A 16673-nucleotide genomic window follows, 5' to 3' on the forward strand; every position below is an offset into this window, starting at 1 on the left:
TTATAATTCTAATACTTGTGGCTGTTGAGCCTGATGATCGTGTTCAGGACCTGCATAAACCTTCAATTTCTTGAACATTGCACGACCCAGTGGATTGTTAGGTAACATTCCTTTAACTGCTGTAGTAAGAATACGATCAGGGAAAGTTTTTCTCAATTTACCCAAGGTAACAGTCTTAAGATTACCGATATAACCGGTATGGTGCTGATACAATTTATTCTTTTCTTTATTGCCGGTAACGCCTATCTTCTCTGCATTTACTACAATAATGTAATCACCGGTATCAACATGCGGTGTGTATTCTGGTTTATGTTTACCGCGAAGGCGAAGCGCAATTTCAGAAGCAAGACGACCAAGTGTCTTTCCTTCTGCATCGACCACGAACCAATCACGCTTAACTTCTGCTGGCTTTGCACTAAATGTTTTCATCGTTGCTTAGGCTTACTGTTAAAGGCTTGAATATAAAGAACGAGATTCTACTAAGAATTACCAAAACTTTCAAGTTTATTTGCGATTCGGGTTCAAGGCATCTATTTTTACAATTTTATATTTAATGAGTGCAACTTACGATAAAGATGCGTTCTCTCCATACCCACTGCGGCTGACAATTTTGCAACACTACCGCCGGTACGCTCAAAATGGTACTCCAGATAGGCCTTCTCAAAATGATCTCTGGCGTCTTTTAACGGTAAATTAAAGAACTCGGGCACCGAATGCGCCGTAACCGCATCACCAATCACCGAACCCAACGCGGCTTTCACCTCATCCAACTCTATATCTTCCCCTACACCCAGTATCATCAAGCGCTGCACTAGGTTTTTTAATTCCCTTACGTTGCCGCGCCAACTGTAATTACGCAAATAGTTTTGCGCTGCCATCGAAAACTTTCGAAAAGGCAATCTATCCTGGCTGACAAAATAATCCACATAAAAACTCAGTAATGCAGGCACATCCTCACTATGTTCCCGAAGTGATTGAACGTCGAGCGAGACCTCATTAAGCAAATAGTATAAATCTTGCCGAAAACGACCTGCCTTAACCTCCTCATCCAAGGCAATGCGGGTTGATGCCACCACCCGAACCTCAACACGAACCGCTTCGCCCCCCCCTACTCGCAGGAATGAACTTGACTCCAGCGCACCGAGCAACCTTAGCTGAGTTTCCTTATCCATGCCGCCGATTTCACCTAAAAATAGCGTCCCTTTATGCGCTCGTTCCAACAGACCAGGATAAATCTTACCCGCATCCTCTTTGCCGAAAAACTCCACCGCCGAATTTTCCGGCGATATACTGCCTACCGCCACATCCACAAAAGGACCGTCTCGATGGAGGCCGTTATTATGCAGGTAACGCGCATACATCTCCTTACCAACACCCGCCTCACCGACAAACAACACCCTGGCATCATGCTGAGCCAAGCGCTTTAATTGATCCTTCATTCTCGCAACCGCAGCACTCTTGCCAACCGGTTCAATATCAGCAACTAACTGCTGCTTGAGTCCCGCGTTTTCTATTTGTAGACTACTGGCTTCCAAAGCCCTTTCTACAATCAATAATAATTTCGCCATAGACAACGGCTTCTCAAGAAAATCATAAGCCCCCAGCCGAGTCGCCTCAACAGCGGCTTCAACGGAGCCGTGTCCTGACATCATAACCACAGGACAAAGCATGGCTTCTTCAGCAACCCATTCTTTCAACAAGGTTATGCCATCGGTATCCGGCATCCAAATATCAAGCAGGATCAAATCAGGGGCTGTAGACCTTTTTAACTCCCTGGCGGTACTGGCATTTTCAGCCGTAGCAACCTGATAACCTTCATCCTCAAGAATTTCACAGACCAGTCGGCGAATGTCCGGCTCATCATCTACAACTAATATCTGCGGTATGTGTGCATTCATATGTTTTACGACATCTCAAAAATTACACGCCGGAAGCTGAATAATAAATCCAGCCCCCACTTTGTCGCATCGGTTCCCTACCGATGGCGACACTTCCGCCGTCCCTGGCAGTCGACGGCTGGTGTCGACCCAAATCGCACCGCCATGTTCTTCAATTATTTTTTTGACTATCGCCAGGCCCAAACCGGTACCTCTAGCTTTGGTGGTCACATAAGGCTCAAAGATTTGCTCAATTTGCTCGTCCTTAATGCCCGGTCCGTCATCATAAATCGCTATTTCGATAAAATCGGTATTATTTTTTTGCACCCGGTGCAGGCTTATCTCGATCAATCCTTTACCATCTATCGCTTCCAGCGCATTTTTGATCAGATTATGCAGCACCTGCCTGATGCTAACCGGGTCGCCTTTGACCATCAACAAACCGGCATCGTAATCGGCTTTAAACTTGACCCCGGACTTTAACACATAAAGCGCTAACACTTCCTGAACCAAACGGGGCAGGTCAATATCCACCGTCTGCTTTTTGGAGGGTTTGGCATATTCCGAGAAATCATCCACCATTTCTTTCATCGCCTCGACTTGCTGCACAATAGTTGTGGTTGAGCGCTGCAATATACCCGCATCAATGTCGTTCAACTTGTCGGCCAACTTGTGCTGCAAGCGTTCTGCCGATAACTGGATGGGCGTTAACGGATTCTTGATTTCATGCGCCAGACGCCTGGCCACTTCCCCCCACGCCGCATTTTTCTGCGCCTGAATCAAATCGGTCACATCATCAAAAACCACCACCGCCCCGACTCGATGGCCTTCCTGAGAAAACAGCGGCGTGCCTCTGCACAGTAATTCCTGCCGACCGTTGGGGCCTAAAAAAGCAATTCGCTGCTGCCATATGTCATCGGCTTGCTCCAATAAGCGCTGAATGGATTTTAAAGGCTCAGTCAGCTCGGCATAACTCTGCACCAGCTCCAATAAAGTCCGTCCGACAAACTGATTCACATGAACATGAAAAATCCGGTAAGCCGCCTGATTCGCCGTACGGATCTTATATACCGTATCAAAACTAATCACTCCGGCCGTTAAGTTCGCCAATATCGTTTCCAGATAGGCGCGTTGATTTTCCACCTCAATACCGGCCATCCGGGTTGCAGCGCTGGCCCTGGCAATACGATGAGTCATCTCATTAAAAGACTCCACCAGAAAACCCAGGTCATCCTGAGCAGTAACCGGCAGATCCCGATCATAATGCCCGGAAGCTACCGCCTGCGTGCCCTTAACCAACGCCTTTACCGGGGCGATAATATTACGGATACTGATAAAAGCCACCCAAATAGCCGCCAGCAAACTCATCAACAAAACCAGCGACAACGTCAAAGAGAAACTCAACTTTAAGGAGTCCCTTAAAAAATTCATCTCCTGATAACGTACAAAAGCAAATTCCACCGAGTCGGCCAAATCCGCAATTCGTATCGGCACCGGATATAAAGCCTGTAAATATTGCGGCTCCCTGGTTTTCACGGTAACGATAACGCGGATCATCAGCTCATCTTCGCGCACCGGCGCCAAAGCGACAAACTCGGTATTCCGTCGCAACTGCAACCAAACATGCTCATCCGGCAAACTCGGCAAAATATCACTGGGATTGATGCTGCTTGAAGCCATAATCCTGCCCTGCCGAGAAAATAGCGTCATCTCGGAGGCTCCAGAAAGTTGACGCAAATTTTCCATTTCCAGAGTCACCAGCGTTTCCGGCGCATCCACCAGTCTCGCAGTCAATTGCTGCGTTTGTCGCAAATGCCAGCGCATCCGCTGGTCTAATGAGGCCTGACTCAGCTCCAAAGCATCTTCCATTGCCCGGTCTATTTCCACGTTAAACCAGCTATCGATACCCTGATGCAGAAACTGCATGGAAAAATAAAACACAATAACAGCAGGAGCCAGAGCCAAAACCACAAACAGCGACACCATGCGCGTCGTTAATCTCGAACCCGCTTCGCGTTTTTTTAACTGCCGCGCCAGCGAATAAATATTAGCGCCGACCAGGCCCAGCAACACCACCGACCCCAGCGCATTGACCAACAGCAGCCATGAATACATCGCGCTCAACTCTGACGATTCCTGCGTTGCCGAACTCATCAGCTGCAACAACAGCAAAATCAAGCCAAACAGAACCAATATGGACAAGCTGACAGGGGGTTTTATTTTGTCAAAGGCCATAATGTCCAGTCACTGGATAAATACCATTGAGGATTAACATAAGCAATCGGCCGTAACGGTAACGGCAGGGCATCTCGATCAAGCGTTACTTTTATGCTGGCGGCGTAGCGTTCTCCAGGAGCATAAGTCGCCGTATCCATTACCCGAAAAGCACGGATAGTTGACATCGAATCGAGCGCCGCTGATAGCTTAGAAAAGTTAGTCACATCACCTGCACCTTCATTTCTGACACGATACATATTCAGTAATGCATGATACTGAATGCGGTAACGGATGCCGGTATTAACCAATGTTTTATTCCAGAAATAATCCCGCTGTTGCAGGGTCTTGATATGTATATCCCAATACAAAGGCACTCCGCTTTTCAGCGCCTCCTTTGCCCGCGTACTGAGCCGATAATCTATATCCGCAGACAACACATAACTATCGCCTTGCAAGGTAAACTCGGCATTTTTGACCACAACACCAAAGCCTTCGACAGACTTCGAGACAGACGTATCAGCATGACTGATGGTGGGCAACAAGCCTATCAAAAAACAACATAGCAATGTTTTATTGCTTACTGATGCGTGCATAATAAAACCCATCCATTGCCGATTCACCGGTAATAATCTGGCGCCCACAGATTCCGGAAATTCCCCAGCCTGCCGCTATAGGCAACTCGACCGCATCGTTATGCTCAGCTAAAAACGCTTGAACCTGCTGCTCATTTTCCTGCTTTAAAATGGAACAGGTTGCATAAACCAATAATCCGCTAGGCGCTAGCAACGGCCAGACGGCTTGCAATATGGTTTTTTGCATAGCCTGTAACTGCCCAATATCCTCGGCTCTGCGCAATAATTTAATATCCGGATGGCGGCGAATAACGCCTAAGGCTGAACAGGGCGCGTCCAGCAAAATCCGGTCAAACGGCTGCCCGTCCCACCAGCCCTCAGGATTTGCCGCATCGCCTACCACCAGCGTAGCTTTCAGACCCAGACGCTGACAATTTTCACTGACCCGCAGCATTCTGGACGCGTCTATATCGACGGCGACCAGCTCTTTTAGCTGCGCTTGAGTCTCAAGAATATGCGCAGTTTTACCGCCCGGTGCGGCACAGACATCCAGCACTCGATGTCCCGGCTGCACATCCAGCAATCCGGCCGCCAATTGCGCGGCGGCATCCTGAACGGATACCATCCCCTCGGCAAAGCCGGGCAGCAAATCGACCGGCACCGGTTTATCCAGCCTGATCGCCGACCGGCAAAAACCGACAGCTTCAGCCTCTATGCCCTGTTCGGTTAATAGTTGCAGGTAATGTTCCCTGCTGGTTTTCGCCAGATTGGCCCGCAACACCATAGGCGGTTGCTGGTTGTTTTCCAGAAAAATAGTTAACGCCTGCTCAGGCCAGTCCTGTTCAATTTGTTTAATCAGCCAGTCGGGATGGCTCAGGGCTGCGACCTGAAATTTATCGGCTTTGTGTTCAAGTTCTTCCTGCTCTCGCAGATAGGTTCTAAGCACCGCATTGATCAGCGACTTCGCCCACGGTTTTTTACGTGCGGCCAATACCGTTTCGGACACGGCGGCATGAGGTTTTACCCGCATGAATTTAAGCTGGTACAAGCCCACCAAAGCCAAGGATTTAACGTCGGCATCCTTTAGCGGTTTATCCAGTAATTGGCTTAAAATAAAATCCAGCCGATGAAATTGCCTGCAAACGCCGTAACATAGCGCTTGAATGAAAGCCCGGTCTTTACCCGACTCTATGCTCAGAAATGCATTATCCAGAGCGGCAGTTAAAGACTGCCCGTCTTGCAAAACCCGGGACAATACCCGGGCCGCGACTAATCGTGTATTCAACCGAGTTTTACCCCATTAAGGTCGTGAGCACTGAGGAAAGCCTGAACAGGCAAGCACTTTCCGCCCGGCAACTGCACTTCCAGCAGCCGTAAAAAACCTAAGCCGGTCGCCACATCGATATGTTTATCGACACGGCGCACTGTGCCCGGTTCCATTTGTAAAGACGAATCATCCTGCACCGCTACCGCCTGCCAAATGCGCAACGCATTACCTTGATAAAGCGTTTGAGCGACCGGCCAGGCATTTAAGCCTCTTACCTTTCTAGCCAGATCCGCTGCCGGTTGCGTCCAATCGATATCGGCTTCGCTTTTTTCCAGTTTTTCGGCATAGGTCACCAGCGTCTCATCCTGCGGTTCGGGATGAATAGCTCCCGCTTCCAGTTGCGCCAGCACTTTGCTCAGGCCTATTGCGCCCAACGCGGCTAATTTGTCATGCAAATCGACAGCGGTATCGATAGGATCTATGGTGCATTCTTCCTTGTGCAGCATATCGCCGGCATCCAGTTTGCGCACTATCTGCATAATGGTCACCCCGGTTTTTTCATCGCCCGCTATTAATGCTCGTTGAATAGGCGCCGCTCCGCGCCAACGCGGCAATAATGAAGCATGGACATTGATACAGCCCCGTTTAGGCACGTCCAGAACGGCTTGGGTTAAAATCATGCCGTAAGCGACCACCACCATCAAATCGGCATTCAATGCGCTGATCTGTTGCAAGTCCTCATCGGTCTTCATCGTCAGTGGTTGAAAAACAGGAATCCCGGCAGTCAAGGCCAATGCTTTGACCGGGCTGGGTTGCAACTTACGCCCTCTGCCTGCCGGACGATCTGGCTGAGTATAGACAGCACAAACCTCATGCCCTGAATCCAACAACATCTGCAAGCAAGGGACGGCAAAATCAGGGGTTCCGGCAAAAATTATCTTCATTAACTCGTTTCCATTTTATGCATTTTTTCCAATTTCTTCTTAATCCGCTGCCGTTTTAACGGTGAAATATAATCGACAAACAGTTTTCCGCTCAAATGATCCAGCTCGTGCTGAACGCAAACAGCCAGTAAATCTCTGGCGCCAAATTCAAAAGACCGCCCTTCCCTGTCCAGCGCTCTGACTATAATATGCTCAGCCCTGGTCACTTTTTCAAAAAAACCGGGCACCGAAAGACAACCTTCTTCGGACTCTTTAACCCCGTCTTTTTCGATGATTTCAGGATTAATTAAACATAATGGGGCATCCTTTTCCTCACTGACATCGATGACCACGACCCGTTGATGCACATTAACCTGAGTTGCGGCCAAGCCTACACCATGTGATTCATACATGGTTTCAAGCATATCATCGACCAACTTTTTAATTTTATCATCGACCGTTTTTACGATTGCAGCCTTCTTACGCAACCGATCATCCGGAAACTCGAGAATAGATAGAATACTCAACAAACTCTCCATTATAATAATTGAATACTGAAATTCTATCTGATTTGAAACCATCTGGAAACTCCACCGCTATTGAAGCCTGCTGATTTCAACTCTTTTCCGCTGCATTCATTGCCGTCCGACAAACTCAACACACCTGCGTTAAGGTGTATCGATAAATTCTGCAAGCTACCGCAAAATAGTTACATTAGACATCTTTCCTAAATAGTTTGTGTAGGCAGGAATAAGACTACCCAAGCAATCGTAGCGCGTGATAGCGTTTCCGGCAAATTCCGGAGCGCAGGAAACACCGGTTCTCGCTATTGCTTGAATCGGCTTATTCCTGCCTACATGCCTACGTAGCTGTATTTATGAAAGATGTCTATTAAAGATCTTTTTAAATCTGCATTATTTTCAACTGCCCCCTATACCAACAAATGCATTATCATTAGCCCATTAAAAATTAAAAGCCATTAGGGCTACCTATAAAAATAATGAGCCACCGTCCAGAAGCCACAGTCGATCGCAATTTACCCTTAATTTTCTTATTTGCCGCAACTTTGTTTACCAGTGCATCGCTGATGTTTGTGCTGCAGCCTCTGTTCGGGAAGATCTTATTACCTTTACTCGGCGGTTCACCGGCAGTCTGGAACACCTGCATGGTGTTTTACCAAAGCATCTTATTTCTGGGTTATCTTTATGCACATTATCTTTCTACCCGGCACGCACAGCACCGCCAAATCCAAATCCACACCGCGCTCATACTGATCAGTTTTTTGGCGCTGCCGTTAGCCTTGCCGGAAAACACCGTCCCGCCGACAGACAGCAATCCAACCTTATGGCTGCTCTGGACTTTATTTCTGGCTATCGGCCTGCCTTTTTTCGTGGTTTCCACCACCGCACCGCTGATCCAAAAATGGTTCGCCAATGTCGGTCACCATACCAGTCACGACCCTTATTATCTTTATGCCGCCAGCAACACCGGCAGCCTGATTGCATTGCTGAGCTACCCGTTCCTGCTTGAACCCAATATCGGACTGGCTAACCAGAAAAGTTACTGGAGTGTCGGCTATCTGCTGCTGTGTCTGCTGATTGCAGGCTGCGCGTTTGTGCTGTGGAAAAATTGTAGGGGCGAATTTATTCGCCCTGAGCGAATAAATTCGCCCCTACAAGATGCGGAAGCCGTTACGGCTACAGATGAAAATAATCTCAGCCTTGCCACCCAATTACACTGGCTGGCGCTGGCCTTGGTGCCGTCCAGCCTGTTGCTGGGCCTGACCAACTTCATCAGTACCGACATTGCCTCGGTGCCGTTATTGTGGATTATCCCGTTAACGCTGTACTTATTATCTTTTGTGATCGTTTTTTCCAAATGGAACGACAAAATACATCCGTTAATGGTCAAACTGCAACCGCTTTTCCTGTTGCCGTTTGTCGCCTACGCGTTCATTAATCCGGCGGATTTGCCTTATTGGGCCTATTTGATTTTACACCTGCTGGCATTTTTCTTTGCCGTCATGGTGTGTCACGGCGAACTGGCTAAACTAAGGCCGCATACCCGGCATTTGACCACCTTCTACCTGATCATGTCCTTTGCAGGCATGTTGGGCGGCATGTTCAACACCTTTGTTGCGCCGTTTGTATTCAATGCCGTCTATGAATACCCGATCATGATTATTGCGGCGTTGCTGCTGCGACCCGGCCTGAAACTCACCTTAAATACCGGATTGCTGTTGCAAATAATAGCCCCGGCGCTGCTGGTTATTGTCGGGATTATTGCTTATGCCACTGTCGACAATTTACTCCAGTATTTCGACATCATTGTCATCGGCCTGATGGGCTTAACCTTGTTGACTTACCTGCTCAGAGCCCGTCCAGTCGGCTTTGCGTTAATGACTGGCGCCATTATCTTCCTTGCTCTCGGCTTACATGGGCTGTCATCGCATACGCTTTATCAGCAACGCAGTTTTTTTGGCGTGCTGGCCGTACGTGAAGCCGTGTTAACCGATGAACAAGGCCAGCCTGAAAGCTATCATGAGTTATTTCACGGCACCACCAAACACGGGGCGCAACGTCTTGCTGCACACTTAAGTAAAATACCGCTGACCTATTACAGTCGTCCCGGGCCTATGGGGCAGCTGTTTAAAGAATATGACGGTAACGATCAAGCCTGGAATATCGGCGTGGTCGGACTGGGCGCTGGCGCCTTAACCTGTTACGCCAAAGACCAGCAAAACTGGACACTGTACGAAATCGATCCGCTGGTGGTAGACATTGCCAGCAATCCCGCCTATTTCAGCTACCTGAGCCAATGCGCTCCCAACGCCGAGATGCGTATCGGCGACGCCCGTTTATCGCTGGAAAAAGAGCCGAATCAGCACTTTGATTTATTAGTCATGGATGCGTTCAGTTCCGATTCGGTACCGACCCATCTGCTGACCAAGGAAGCGCTGGCGCTCTATTTCAAAAAACTCAAACCTACTGGTATCTTGGCGTTTCATATGACCAACCGCCATTTGTCGCTGAAAAAAGTATTGTCGATTAATGCGGAAGCCTTGCACTTGGCATCCTTGATTCAGGAATTCCAACCGCAACAGGATATCCCGCTGGTGGTTGCGACCGACTGGGTAGTGATGGCAAAGCATGCCGAAACACTGGAACCGCTACGCCTAAGCCGTCTCGGAAAATGGCAGAAAATGCCCTTATATTTCGACATGAAGCCATGGACCGATGACTTCACCAATATTGTCAGCATCTGGAAATAAGGATCGCTGAACCATGATCGGCTTAACTGATTTATCACAGAGTATCTTTTTTCTTGGGTTAGATGGCTGGATGTTCTCATTGGACCTCTTTAGTTTTTGTTTTGGTAGACGGAAACTATGCCCTCTAACCTTTTTAAGAGGTGCTGCACTCATTATATGAATTCAAGTGAATTCAAGGTTTTTCAACTGTTGTTTAAATTTTAAAGTCCCTTACATTTATGGTTACCACTGTCACCTCTTATACCGATTCTCGTAACCGCGCCAACCCAGGGGAAGGATACGACGGTGTCGTTCGTATTTCCTCTGGTGGATATTTCGGTACTGGCGTTTTGCTTTATGATGGACGGGCTATCCTGACGGCTGCGCACTTGTTTGCCAGCGCATCATCCAGCAGTGCAGACATTCACTTTGAAACGGCATCCGGGCAGCAGAAAATTACCTCATCTCGCATTGAAGTCATGCCGGACTATGATTCGGTTAACGCCAATAACGACCTGGCCTTAGTCTGGTTGACCAGCGCTGCGCCGGTGGGAGCAGAGCGCTATAGCCTTTACCGCGATAGCGACGAAATCGGCCAGTCGCTAACGATGGTGGGATACGGCCTGGTCGGTAGCGGTGACGCCGGAACACTAGCGACTTACAGTGGCGGCGCGTTACGCTTGAAAGCCAATAATCAGTTCGATGCCGATGCAGCCATGCTTAAAAGCTGGCTGGGTTCGTCGATAAGCTGGACGCCAACCGTCGGCACCCAGTTGCTGGCCGATTTTGATAACGGCATGACTGCTCAAGATGCTCTAGGGAGGCTGATCAATAGTCCAGGAACAGGATTGGGCCAGAATGAAGGACTGATCGCCCAAGGGGACAGCGGCGGACCGGCCTTTATCCGTGGACAGGTTGCCGGTATTGCCACCTATAACACCAGCATCAGTCAAGGTAGCGTCCATCCTGATGTCGACGGGGTGAACAATAGCAGCTTTGGTGAAATCGGCGCTTGGCAGCGCATTAGCCATTATCAGCAATGGATAGACCAGAGCTTGCGGGCGCAATATCCGAATGCACCGACCCAAGCGGATCAGGTGCAAAAAACAGTGACGGAAGGCAACAGTGGGACCAGCTACGCCTATTTTCTGTTGCAGTTCACCGGCATGCGTAGCGACACAACTCAGATTTTGAGTGTGGACTATGCCACCCGCGACGGTACTGCCAGGGCCGGTGAGGATTACCTTGCCGCCAAAGGCACGTTGGCGCTTTATCCAAACGAAAATCAAGCCGTGATTCCGGTCGAGATTATTGGCGATACTTTTTCCGAACCTGATGAAAGTTTTTATCTGGACATAGTTAACCCTATCGGAGGAAGCTTTGGTGCCGGAGTGCTCCAACTCACTGCAATACGGACTATCGTCAATGATGATGGCAATTGGGACTGATACTCTTTGCGCGTGCCAAGTCGGTTTCTCAGGGTATGGAATACACGGTCGACCATGTTTTTTAAGGGGTCTGCCCCCTTTGTTTTTTAAATAACTTGTACCTGACCCCAGTTATTCATGAAAATTACCTAGTAATTGGTTTTTATACAGGCCCAGATGATTTCAATAAAACACCAAACATTACTTTTCAGATATATTTAAGTAATCACTATCTACGAGCCTTGAATCGCACACAAGTTCCTACTTGTGTTATACAGCTATCGAATACACCAGGATCTAAAGGATGGGTTTCAAAAAGGCCTGTTATAGAAAAAATTATAGAAAAGTTAGGTGGGTTTGAAGTTAATCGCATTACTGACGGTGTTGATGCAAGATGGAATCGTTATTATGATTCTAAAGACTATTTGAAATGTCTTGAAGAATTTTTGACCAAAGACAAACCTGTTATCGACGACATTATTAGGAAGGAAGCAAATCCTGAAATTGGATTTTTAGATAAGAAAAAAGCTGACGATAAAATAAACAATATAGTCAACCGTAGAAATAGCAATTAAGGCGATACTATCCTCCTATTTGCCATCAAAGATTCTATTTGCTTTATTTAAAGGGAAATTCAATATGATTCAACTGATAATTATATATTTGATCGTCGCTTATCTTGCAAGCTGGTGGCCATTTAAAGAACAAATATGGCAAGGATATGTATACCCAAATAGCAATAACCTTCTTATAGACAAATACGTAGGCGCTTATAAGACACTTGAAGAATGCAGAGCTGCTTCAGTTGCAATGCTTGATAATCTTAATTCTCGGGAAAAAGGTGATTATGAATGTGGTCTAAATTGTAAACCAAAAGATGGTTTAAATATTTGTGATAAAACTGAGCGTTAAAATCAATAATCATTAAACTTCTGCGAGCCATTTATCCAGTTGTAGGTTAAGCAATTCTCAACGGCCGCTGCTTGTCACGAACGACCTTTATCGGGCGGCGAATTTGTGAAATAACTGGGGTCATGAAATAACTGGGGTCAGGTACAAGTTATTTCACCTCGGGGAATAACTTGGGTCAGGTACAAGCCGGGTAGGTCGGGTTAGCGATAGCGTAACCCGACATTTTTGCGCGAATGTGTTGGGTTACGGCTCAGAAATAACTGGGGTCAGAGTAAAGTTAAATGCCTAACATTACGCTCAACCGGAGCGCGGTTATAAGAATAACTGGGGTCAGAATAACTGGGGTCAGGTACAAGTTATTTCACCTCGTACCTCGCATACGACGTAACAAATAAAAGCGCAAACAGTTTGTCAGGCTTATGTCGTTGGTTGAGGCTAGGGCAATCCATACCTTAGTCATCGCGCACAAAGACCGCCTAGCTCGCTTCGGCATGGACTGGTTTGGCTATTATCTCGAACAACAGGGTTGTAAACTGGTCATCATTAATAATGAAGCGTTATCGCCAGAGTCAGAAATGGTGCAAGACTTAATGGCGATTATCCATGGTTTTTCCTGCCGTTTATACGGCCTACGCCGGTATAAAAAAATCATCAAGGACGCAGTCAGTGATAACACAGATAGCCTTTAGCGATCACATTAACCCAGGCAAGTTTTCGGCATTAATTGAGCAGGCCGAACGTTTAGGCGCTATTCGCTCAGAAGTTTGGGAGCGCTTTGGCTCCATTAACGGCATAGGTTTACGGGACAGAACCATTCGGGATAACTGGCTTAAAGAGGGCAAGCAGTTTAACGTCGGCGCAACGCCTTGGAAACAAACCTTATGCGACGCAATAGGCGACGTTAAAGCCTGTCGTGAAGCTGCTAAATTTGACGTAAAACAGTCTATCCGTCGTCACACCCAAGACAAGGACGAACAAAAACGCCTGTATACATTGCTTAAATCCGATAAATATCTGGACGACCGTTATTTGTCGCGCACGATGCGTAAATATTTTAAGCGTGGACACAACCACACCCATAACCAAATCATCGTCCGGTCGGATGATTACACCGTCTTTGTCTTGCATAAAAACGTCTGGATCAAGATTCCCAGCCTGATTAAAGGCAAGCGCATCGCCATCCCGTTAAGCACCACCGTAGCGCCAAAAGGCAATCTGCACATTATCTTGCGCAACAATAAGGTTGAAATTCATTACGCTGCCGAAGACGTGAAAACAAACGATTGCGGTAGCCAAACAATCGGCGTGGATAAAGGCTACACTGAAGTATTGACCGATTCAGACGGGGTGCATCATGGGGTGACACTGGGCGCTGTACTAACGAAAGAATCAGACCGGCTAAAGCTGAAATATCAGCGCCGTAATAAGTTAAAAGCTATCGCCAAAAAGGTAGAGCAATGCAGGAGCAATTGCCGAGAAAACGGGGAGGTGTTGCAGGCGGATGTTAACGCCGCACGAAACGTCTTAGCAAGACTCCACGACTCAGAGATAAGTCGATGGACACCTTATAAACAGGTCAAGTCCATCTTGCTAAAACGGACGAGTGCCAATCGGTTGAAACTGCCCAACCAGGATTCCAGTTGCAGGTCGCAAGACCTATCAACGGAAAGCGAATTATCATTGCATACATTTGAGTATGTTTTATGAAGCAGCTAACACTGATCTCCATCAACTCTTCCAGGGGAATGGACGTAAATTCCATTGCAGCTTGGGCAATATCTGTAAAAGCCAGTAGCGCCAAGGCACAATTGACATATTTTACTAATTTCATAACCGGTTAACTCTTTTCTCAGAAAATCAGACTTCTATTCAAATGCATAGCTATCTACACAAGTACCGGCGCCTTCTCCCTTAACGGAGAAGGCTCGGATAATGCGGATAAAGTGAATGCAAGTAATTGTTTTTATTATCATCTTACCAGATATTGCATGTTTAACCGCGGCAGTGAAACCGAGTTTCATGAGAATAGAATTTCTACTAAAAATGATGGGGTAGACCGATAACCCTTTGGTTCTTGAGCCGCCGTTGGAGAGCGCAGATCGCCACATCAACCTTAATTAACTCGAACAGTTGCCGGGAACATTACGATTCTGTATCTACAAGGCAGAGCAACCCAGGTATTTGATTATGAAAAATAAAACTTATCACTTCAACATAGGCGTTGATATAGCAACACAAAAATCCGATGTTTCTTTTAGCGATCAAAGCGTTGCTTTTTTTGAAAATAACGTGGTTAGGGTTCAAGCTGTTGTGACAAAAAATAAAAAAAGTCCCAAACCCGCGTAGTCATGAAGGCAGCAGGCAGCCATGAAAAACCTTTAGCGCACTTTCTTCATAGCCAAGGGGTTGCCGTAATCGCCAACACAGACTGCGTATCCCTGTTATTTCTTTTTGAAATAAAAAACCTGCTTGTCGGCTTCTTTTATCAACTGAACGATTTGATGCCCGGTCTGATCGGAATAAACGCCAAAGTCCAAATGGACGGCAGGATCGGTTGCGATTACCTTAACAACATCGCCGCTGGACATCGCCATTAGGGCTTTTTTCAGACGCAATAAGGGTAAAGGGCAATTTAAGCCGCTAGCGTCAACTTCCAGATTAAATTCGATCATCGCTGTATTTTAAGTTTTCTCAACTAAGTTTGGTGCGCTTATAATACCATTCTCTTTTAAATCCAAGAATCATCATAATTAAATGGATTATTTCCCTGTATTTTTAAAGCTTACAGACCAGGCTTGTCTGGTTATCGGTGCGGGCGAAATCGCCGCACGGAAAATTGAATTGTTGGCGCGAGCCGGTGCAAAAATCACGGTAATCGCCCGCGAGATTAGTCCCACAGTTTTGAACCTGCAGACGATACATCATTTAACGCTGCTGCAAAAATCGTTCGTCCCTGCTGACCTGGGCAAATTCAAGCTAGTGGTATCGGCGACTGATAATCCAGAAACCAATCAGTTGGTTGCCAAAACGGCTGACGAACAAAACATCCCGGTTAATGTGGTGGATAACCCTGAGCTTTGCAGCTTTATTTTTCCAGCTATTATCGACCGTTCACCGATTATTGCCGCGGTATCCTCGGGTGGCGCTGCACCGGTATTAGCTCGATTACTGAGGGCTAAAATAGAAAGCGTGATTCCGCCAAGCTACGGACGCCTCGCTGATCTGGCTAATCAGTTCAGGGATAAGGTCAAGCAACACATTAAACAACCTGCACAACGCCGGATTTTCTGGGAAAACATATTCCAAGGTCCTGTCGCGGAATTGGTCTTTTCCGGCAAAGAACAGGACGCTGAACGGCAACTCGAGCAAACCCTGCTCAATCAAGAACAAGACGCTAACCTGGGCGAAGTTTATCTGGTTGGTGCAGGCCCCGGCGCACCCGATTTGTTAACTTTTCGGGCACTGAGGTTAATGCAACAGGCCGATGTGGTCGTTTACGACCGGCTGGTTTCACCTGAGATTCTCGATTTGGCACGCCGGGATGCAGAAAAAATTTATGTCGGCAAACAGCGGCAAAATCATGCGCTACCACAAGAATCCATCAATACCTTGCTGGCTGATTTGGCTAAAGCAGGAAAGCGGGTGGTACGCTTAAAAGGCGGCGACCCGTTCATATTCGGCCGGGGCGGCGAAGAAATTGAAACATTAATGCAACAAGGCATTAATTTTCAGGTAGTTCCCGGCATTACTGCGGCTTCAGGTTGTGCCACCTACGCCGGCATCCCGTTGACCCATCGGGATCATGCACAATCCTGCACCTTCGTCACCGGGCACCTAAAAGATAATTCCGTCAATTTAAACTGGACCCAACTTGCCGCACCTAATCAAACTATCGTTATCTATATGGGACTGGTCGGCCTGGAAAAAATCTGCCAGTCTTTAATTGCGCACGGCAGCTCTAAAGATTTACCTATCGCTATTGTGCAACAAGGCACCACCTCCAACCAGCGAGTGATTACCGGCACGCTGGCAACATTACCGGGCAAAGTCGCCGACCAAGACATCAAGCCGCCTACCCTGATTATTATCGGCACAGTAGTAACACTGCATCATAAGCTGAGCTGGTTTCAAACCAGTCGGCCAATGGAATAGACGCCTACGCTAATTTGACTGCTAGGTTAATCCTATCAGTTTGGCACATGAATGCAGATCAATAGGAGGAGTTCAG

Annotated in this window: 16 protein-coding genes; 8 read left to right on the plus strand and 8 right to left on the minus strand. The window is 47.3% G+C overall.

What is annotated here, in order from left to right; translation table 11 throughout:
* From rplM to def, 7 genes are all read right to left on the minus strand, one after another.
* Nucleotides 1-429, minus strand: coding sequence for a 50S ribosomal protein L13 (rplM, locus tag ABXJ76_RS16280; protein ID WP_340122582.1), 429 nt, complete (start codon nucleotides 427-429; stop codon nucleotides 1-3).
* Nucleotides 430-536: 107 nt separating this feature from the next.
* Nucleotides 537-1898 carry a sigma-54-dependent transcriptional regulator gene (locus tag ABXJ76_RS16285; protein WP_432742010.1) on the minus strand — a complete coding sequence of 454 codons (1362 nt, stop codon included), beginning with the start codon at nucleotides 1896-1898 and terminating at the stop codon, nucleotides 537-539.
* A gap of 15 nt (nucleotides 1899-1913) precedes the next feature.
* Nucleotides 1914-4112, minus strand: coding sequence for an ATP-binding protein (locus tag ABXJ76_RS16290; RefSeq protein ID WP_432742012.1), 2199 nt, complete (start codon nucleotides 4110-4112; stop codon nucleotides 1914-1916).
* Nucleotides 4094-4687 carry a DUF4390 domain-containing protein gene (locus tag ABXJ76_RS16295; RefSeq protein ID WP_432742014.1) on the minus strand — a complete coding sequence of 198 codons (594 nt, stop codon included), beginning with the start codon at nucleotides 4685-4687 and terminating at the stop codon, nucleotides 4094-4096. Before ABXJ76_RS16295 ends, ABXJ76_RS16290 begins: the two co-directional genes overlap by 19 nt.
* Nucleotides 4665-5951, minus strand: coding sequence for a 16S rRNA (cytosine(967)-C(5))-methyltransferase RsmB (rsmB, locus tag ABXJ76_RS16300; RefSeq protein WP_432742016.1), 1287 nt, complete (start codon nucleotides 5949-5951; stop codon nucleotides 4665-4667). Before rsmB ends, ABXJ76_RS16295 begins: the two co-directional genes overlap by 23 nt.
* Nucleotides 5948-6877, minus strand: a complete 930-nt coding sequence (gene fmt, locus ABXJ76_RS16305) for a methionyl-tRNA formyltransferase (protein ID WP_432742018.1) — start codon at nucleotides 6875-6877, stop codon at nucleotides 5948-5950. Before fmt ends, rsmB begins: the two co-directional genes overlap by 4 nt.
* Entirely contained in the window at nucleotides 6877-7383 is a 507-nt protein-coding gene (gene def / locus ABXJ76_RS16310) for a peptide deformylase (RefSeq protein WP_432742020.1), read from the minus strand. The genes fmt and def overlap by 1 nt, the downstream gene beginning before the upstream one ends.
* 473 nt (nucleotides 7384-7856) lie before the next feature.
* Here def and ABXJ76_RS16315 point away from each other — a divergent pair, with 473 nt between their 5' ends.
* From ABXJ76_RS16315 to ABXJ76_RS16345, 7 genes are all read left to right on the plus strand, one after another.
* Nucleotides 7857-10127, plus strand: coding sequence for a fused MFS/spermidine synthase (locus ABXJ76_RS16315; protein WP_432742022.1), 2271 nt, complete (start codon nucleotides 7857-7859; stop codon nucleotides 10125-10127).
* Nucleotides 10128-10345: 218 nt separating this feature from the next.
* Complete coding sequence (locus tag ABXJ76_RS16320) at nucleotides 10346-11554, plus strand: trypsin-like serine protease (protein WP_432742024.1); 1209 nt, start codon at nucleotides 10346-10348, stop codon at nucleotides 11552-11554.
* A gap of 221 nt (nucleotides 11555-11775) precedes the next feature.
* Nucleotides 11776-12108: a hypothetical protein gene (locus ABXJ76_RS16325; protein ID WP_432742026.1), complete on the plus strand. Its 333-nt coding sequence runs from the start codon at nucleotides 11776-11778 to the stop codon at nucleotides 12106-12108.
* A 64-nt stretch (nucleotides 12109-12172) separates the two neighbouring features.
* A complete protein-coding gene (locus ABXJ76_RS16330; RefSeq protein ID WP_432742028.1) occupies nucleotides 12173-12445 on the plus strand; it encodes a hypothetical protein in 273 nt (90 codons plus the stop codon).
* Between the two features lie 419 nt (nucleotides 12446-12864).
* On the plus strand, nucleotides 12865-13134 hold the full coding sequence (locus tag ABXJ76_RS16335; protein WP_432742030.1) for an IS607 family transposase: 270 nt from the start codon (nucleotides 12865-12867) through the stop codon (nucleotides 13132-13134).
* Complete coding sequence (locus ABXJ76_RS16340) at nucleotides 13112-14152, plus strand: hypothetical protein (RefSeq protein ID WP_432742032.1); 1041 nt, start codon at nucleotides 13112-13114, stop codon at nucleotides 14150-14152. Before ABXJ76_RS16335 ends, ABXJ76_RS16340 begins: the two co-directional genes overlap by 23 nt.
* Nucleotides 14153-14632: 480 nt before the next feature.
* Nucleotides 14633-14791: a hypothetical protein gene (locus ABXJ76_RS16345; RefSeq protein WP_432742034.1), complete on the plus strand. Its 159-nt coding sequence runs from the start codon at nucleotides 14633-14635 to the stop codon at nucleotides 14789-14791.
* 95 nt (nucleotides 14792-14886) lie between these two features.
* Here the strand turns inward: ABXJ76_RS16345 and ABXJ76_RS16350 are convergent, their stop codons facing one another.
* Nucleotides 14887-15117, minus strand: a complete 231-nt coding sequence (locus ABXJ76_RS16350; RefSeq protein WP_432742035.1) for a sulfurtransferase TusA family protein — start codon at nucleotides 15115-15117, stop codon at nucleotides 14887-14889.
* A gap of 82 nt (nucleotides 15118-15199) precedes the next feature.
* On the opposite strand from ABXJ76_RS16350, the gene cysG reads away from it, so the two are divergent.
* Entirely contained in the window at nucleotides 15200-16597 is a 1398-nt protein-coding gene (cysG, locus tag ABXJ76_RS16355; RefSeq protein WP_432742037.1) for a siroheme synthase CysG, read from the plus strand.
* The last annotated feature ends 76 nt before the right edge of the window (nucleotides 16598-16673 follow it).

Origin of the sequence: Methylobacter arcticus (assembly GCF_050917435.1) — a bacterium.
Classification (GTDB): Bacteria; Pseudomonadota; Gammaproteobacteria; order Methylococcales; family Methylomonadaceae; genus Methylobacter_A; species Methylobacter_A titanis.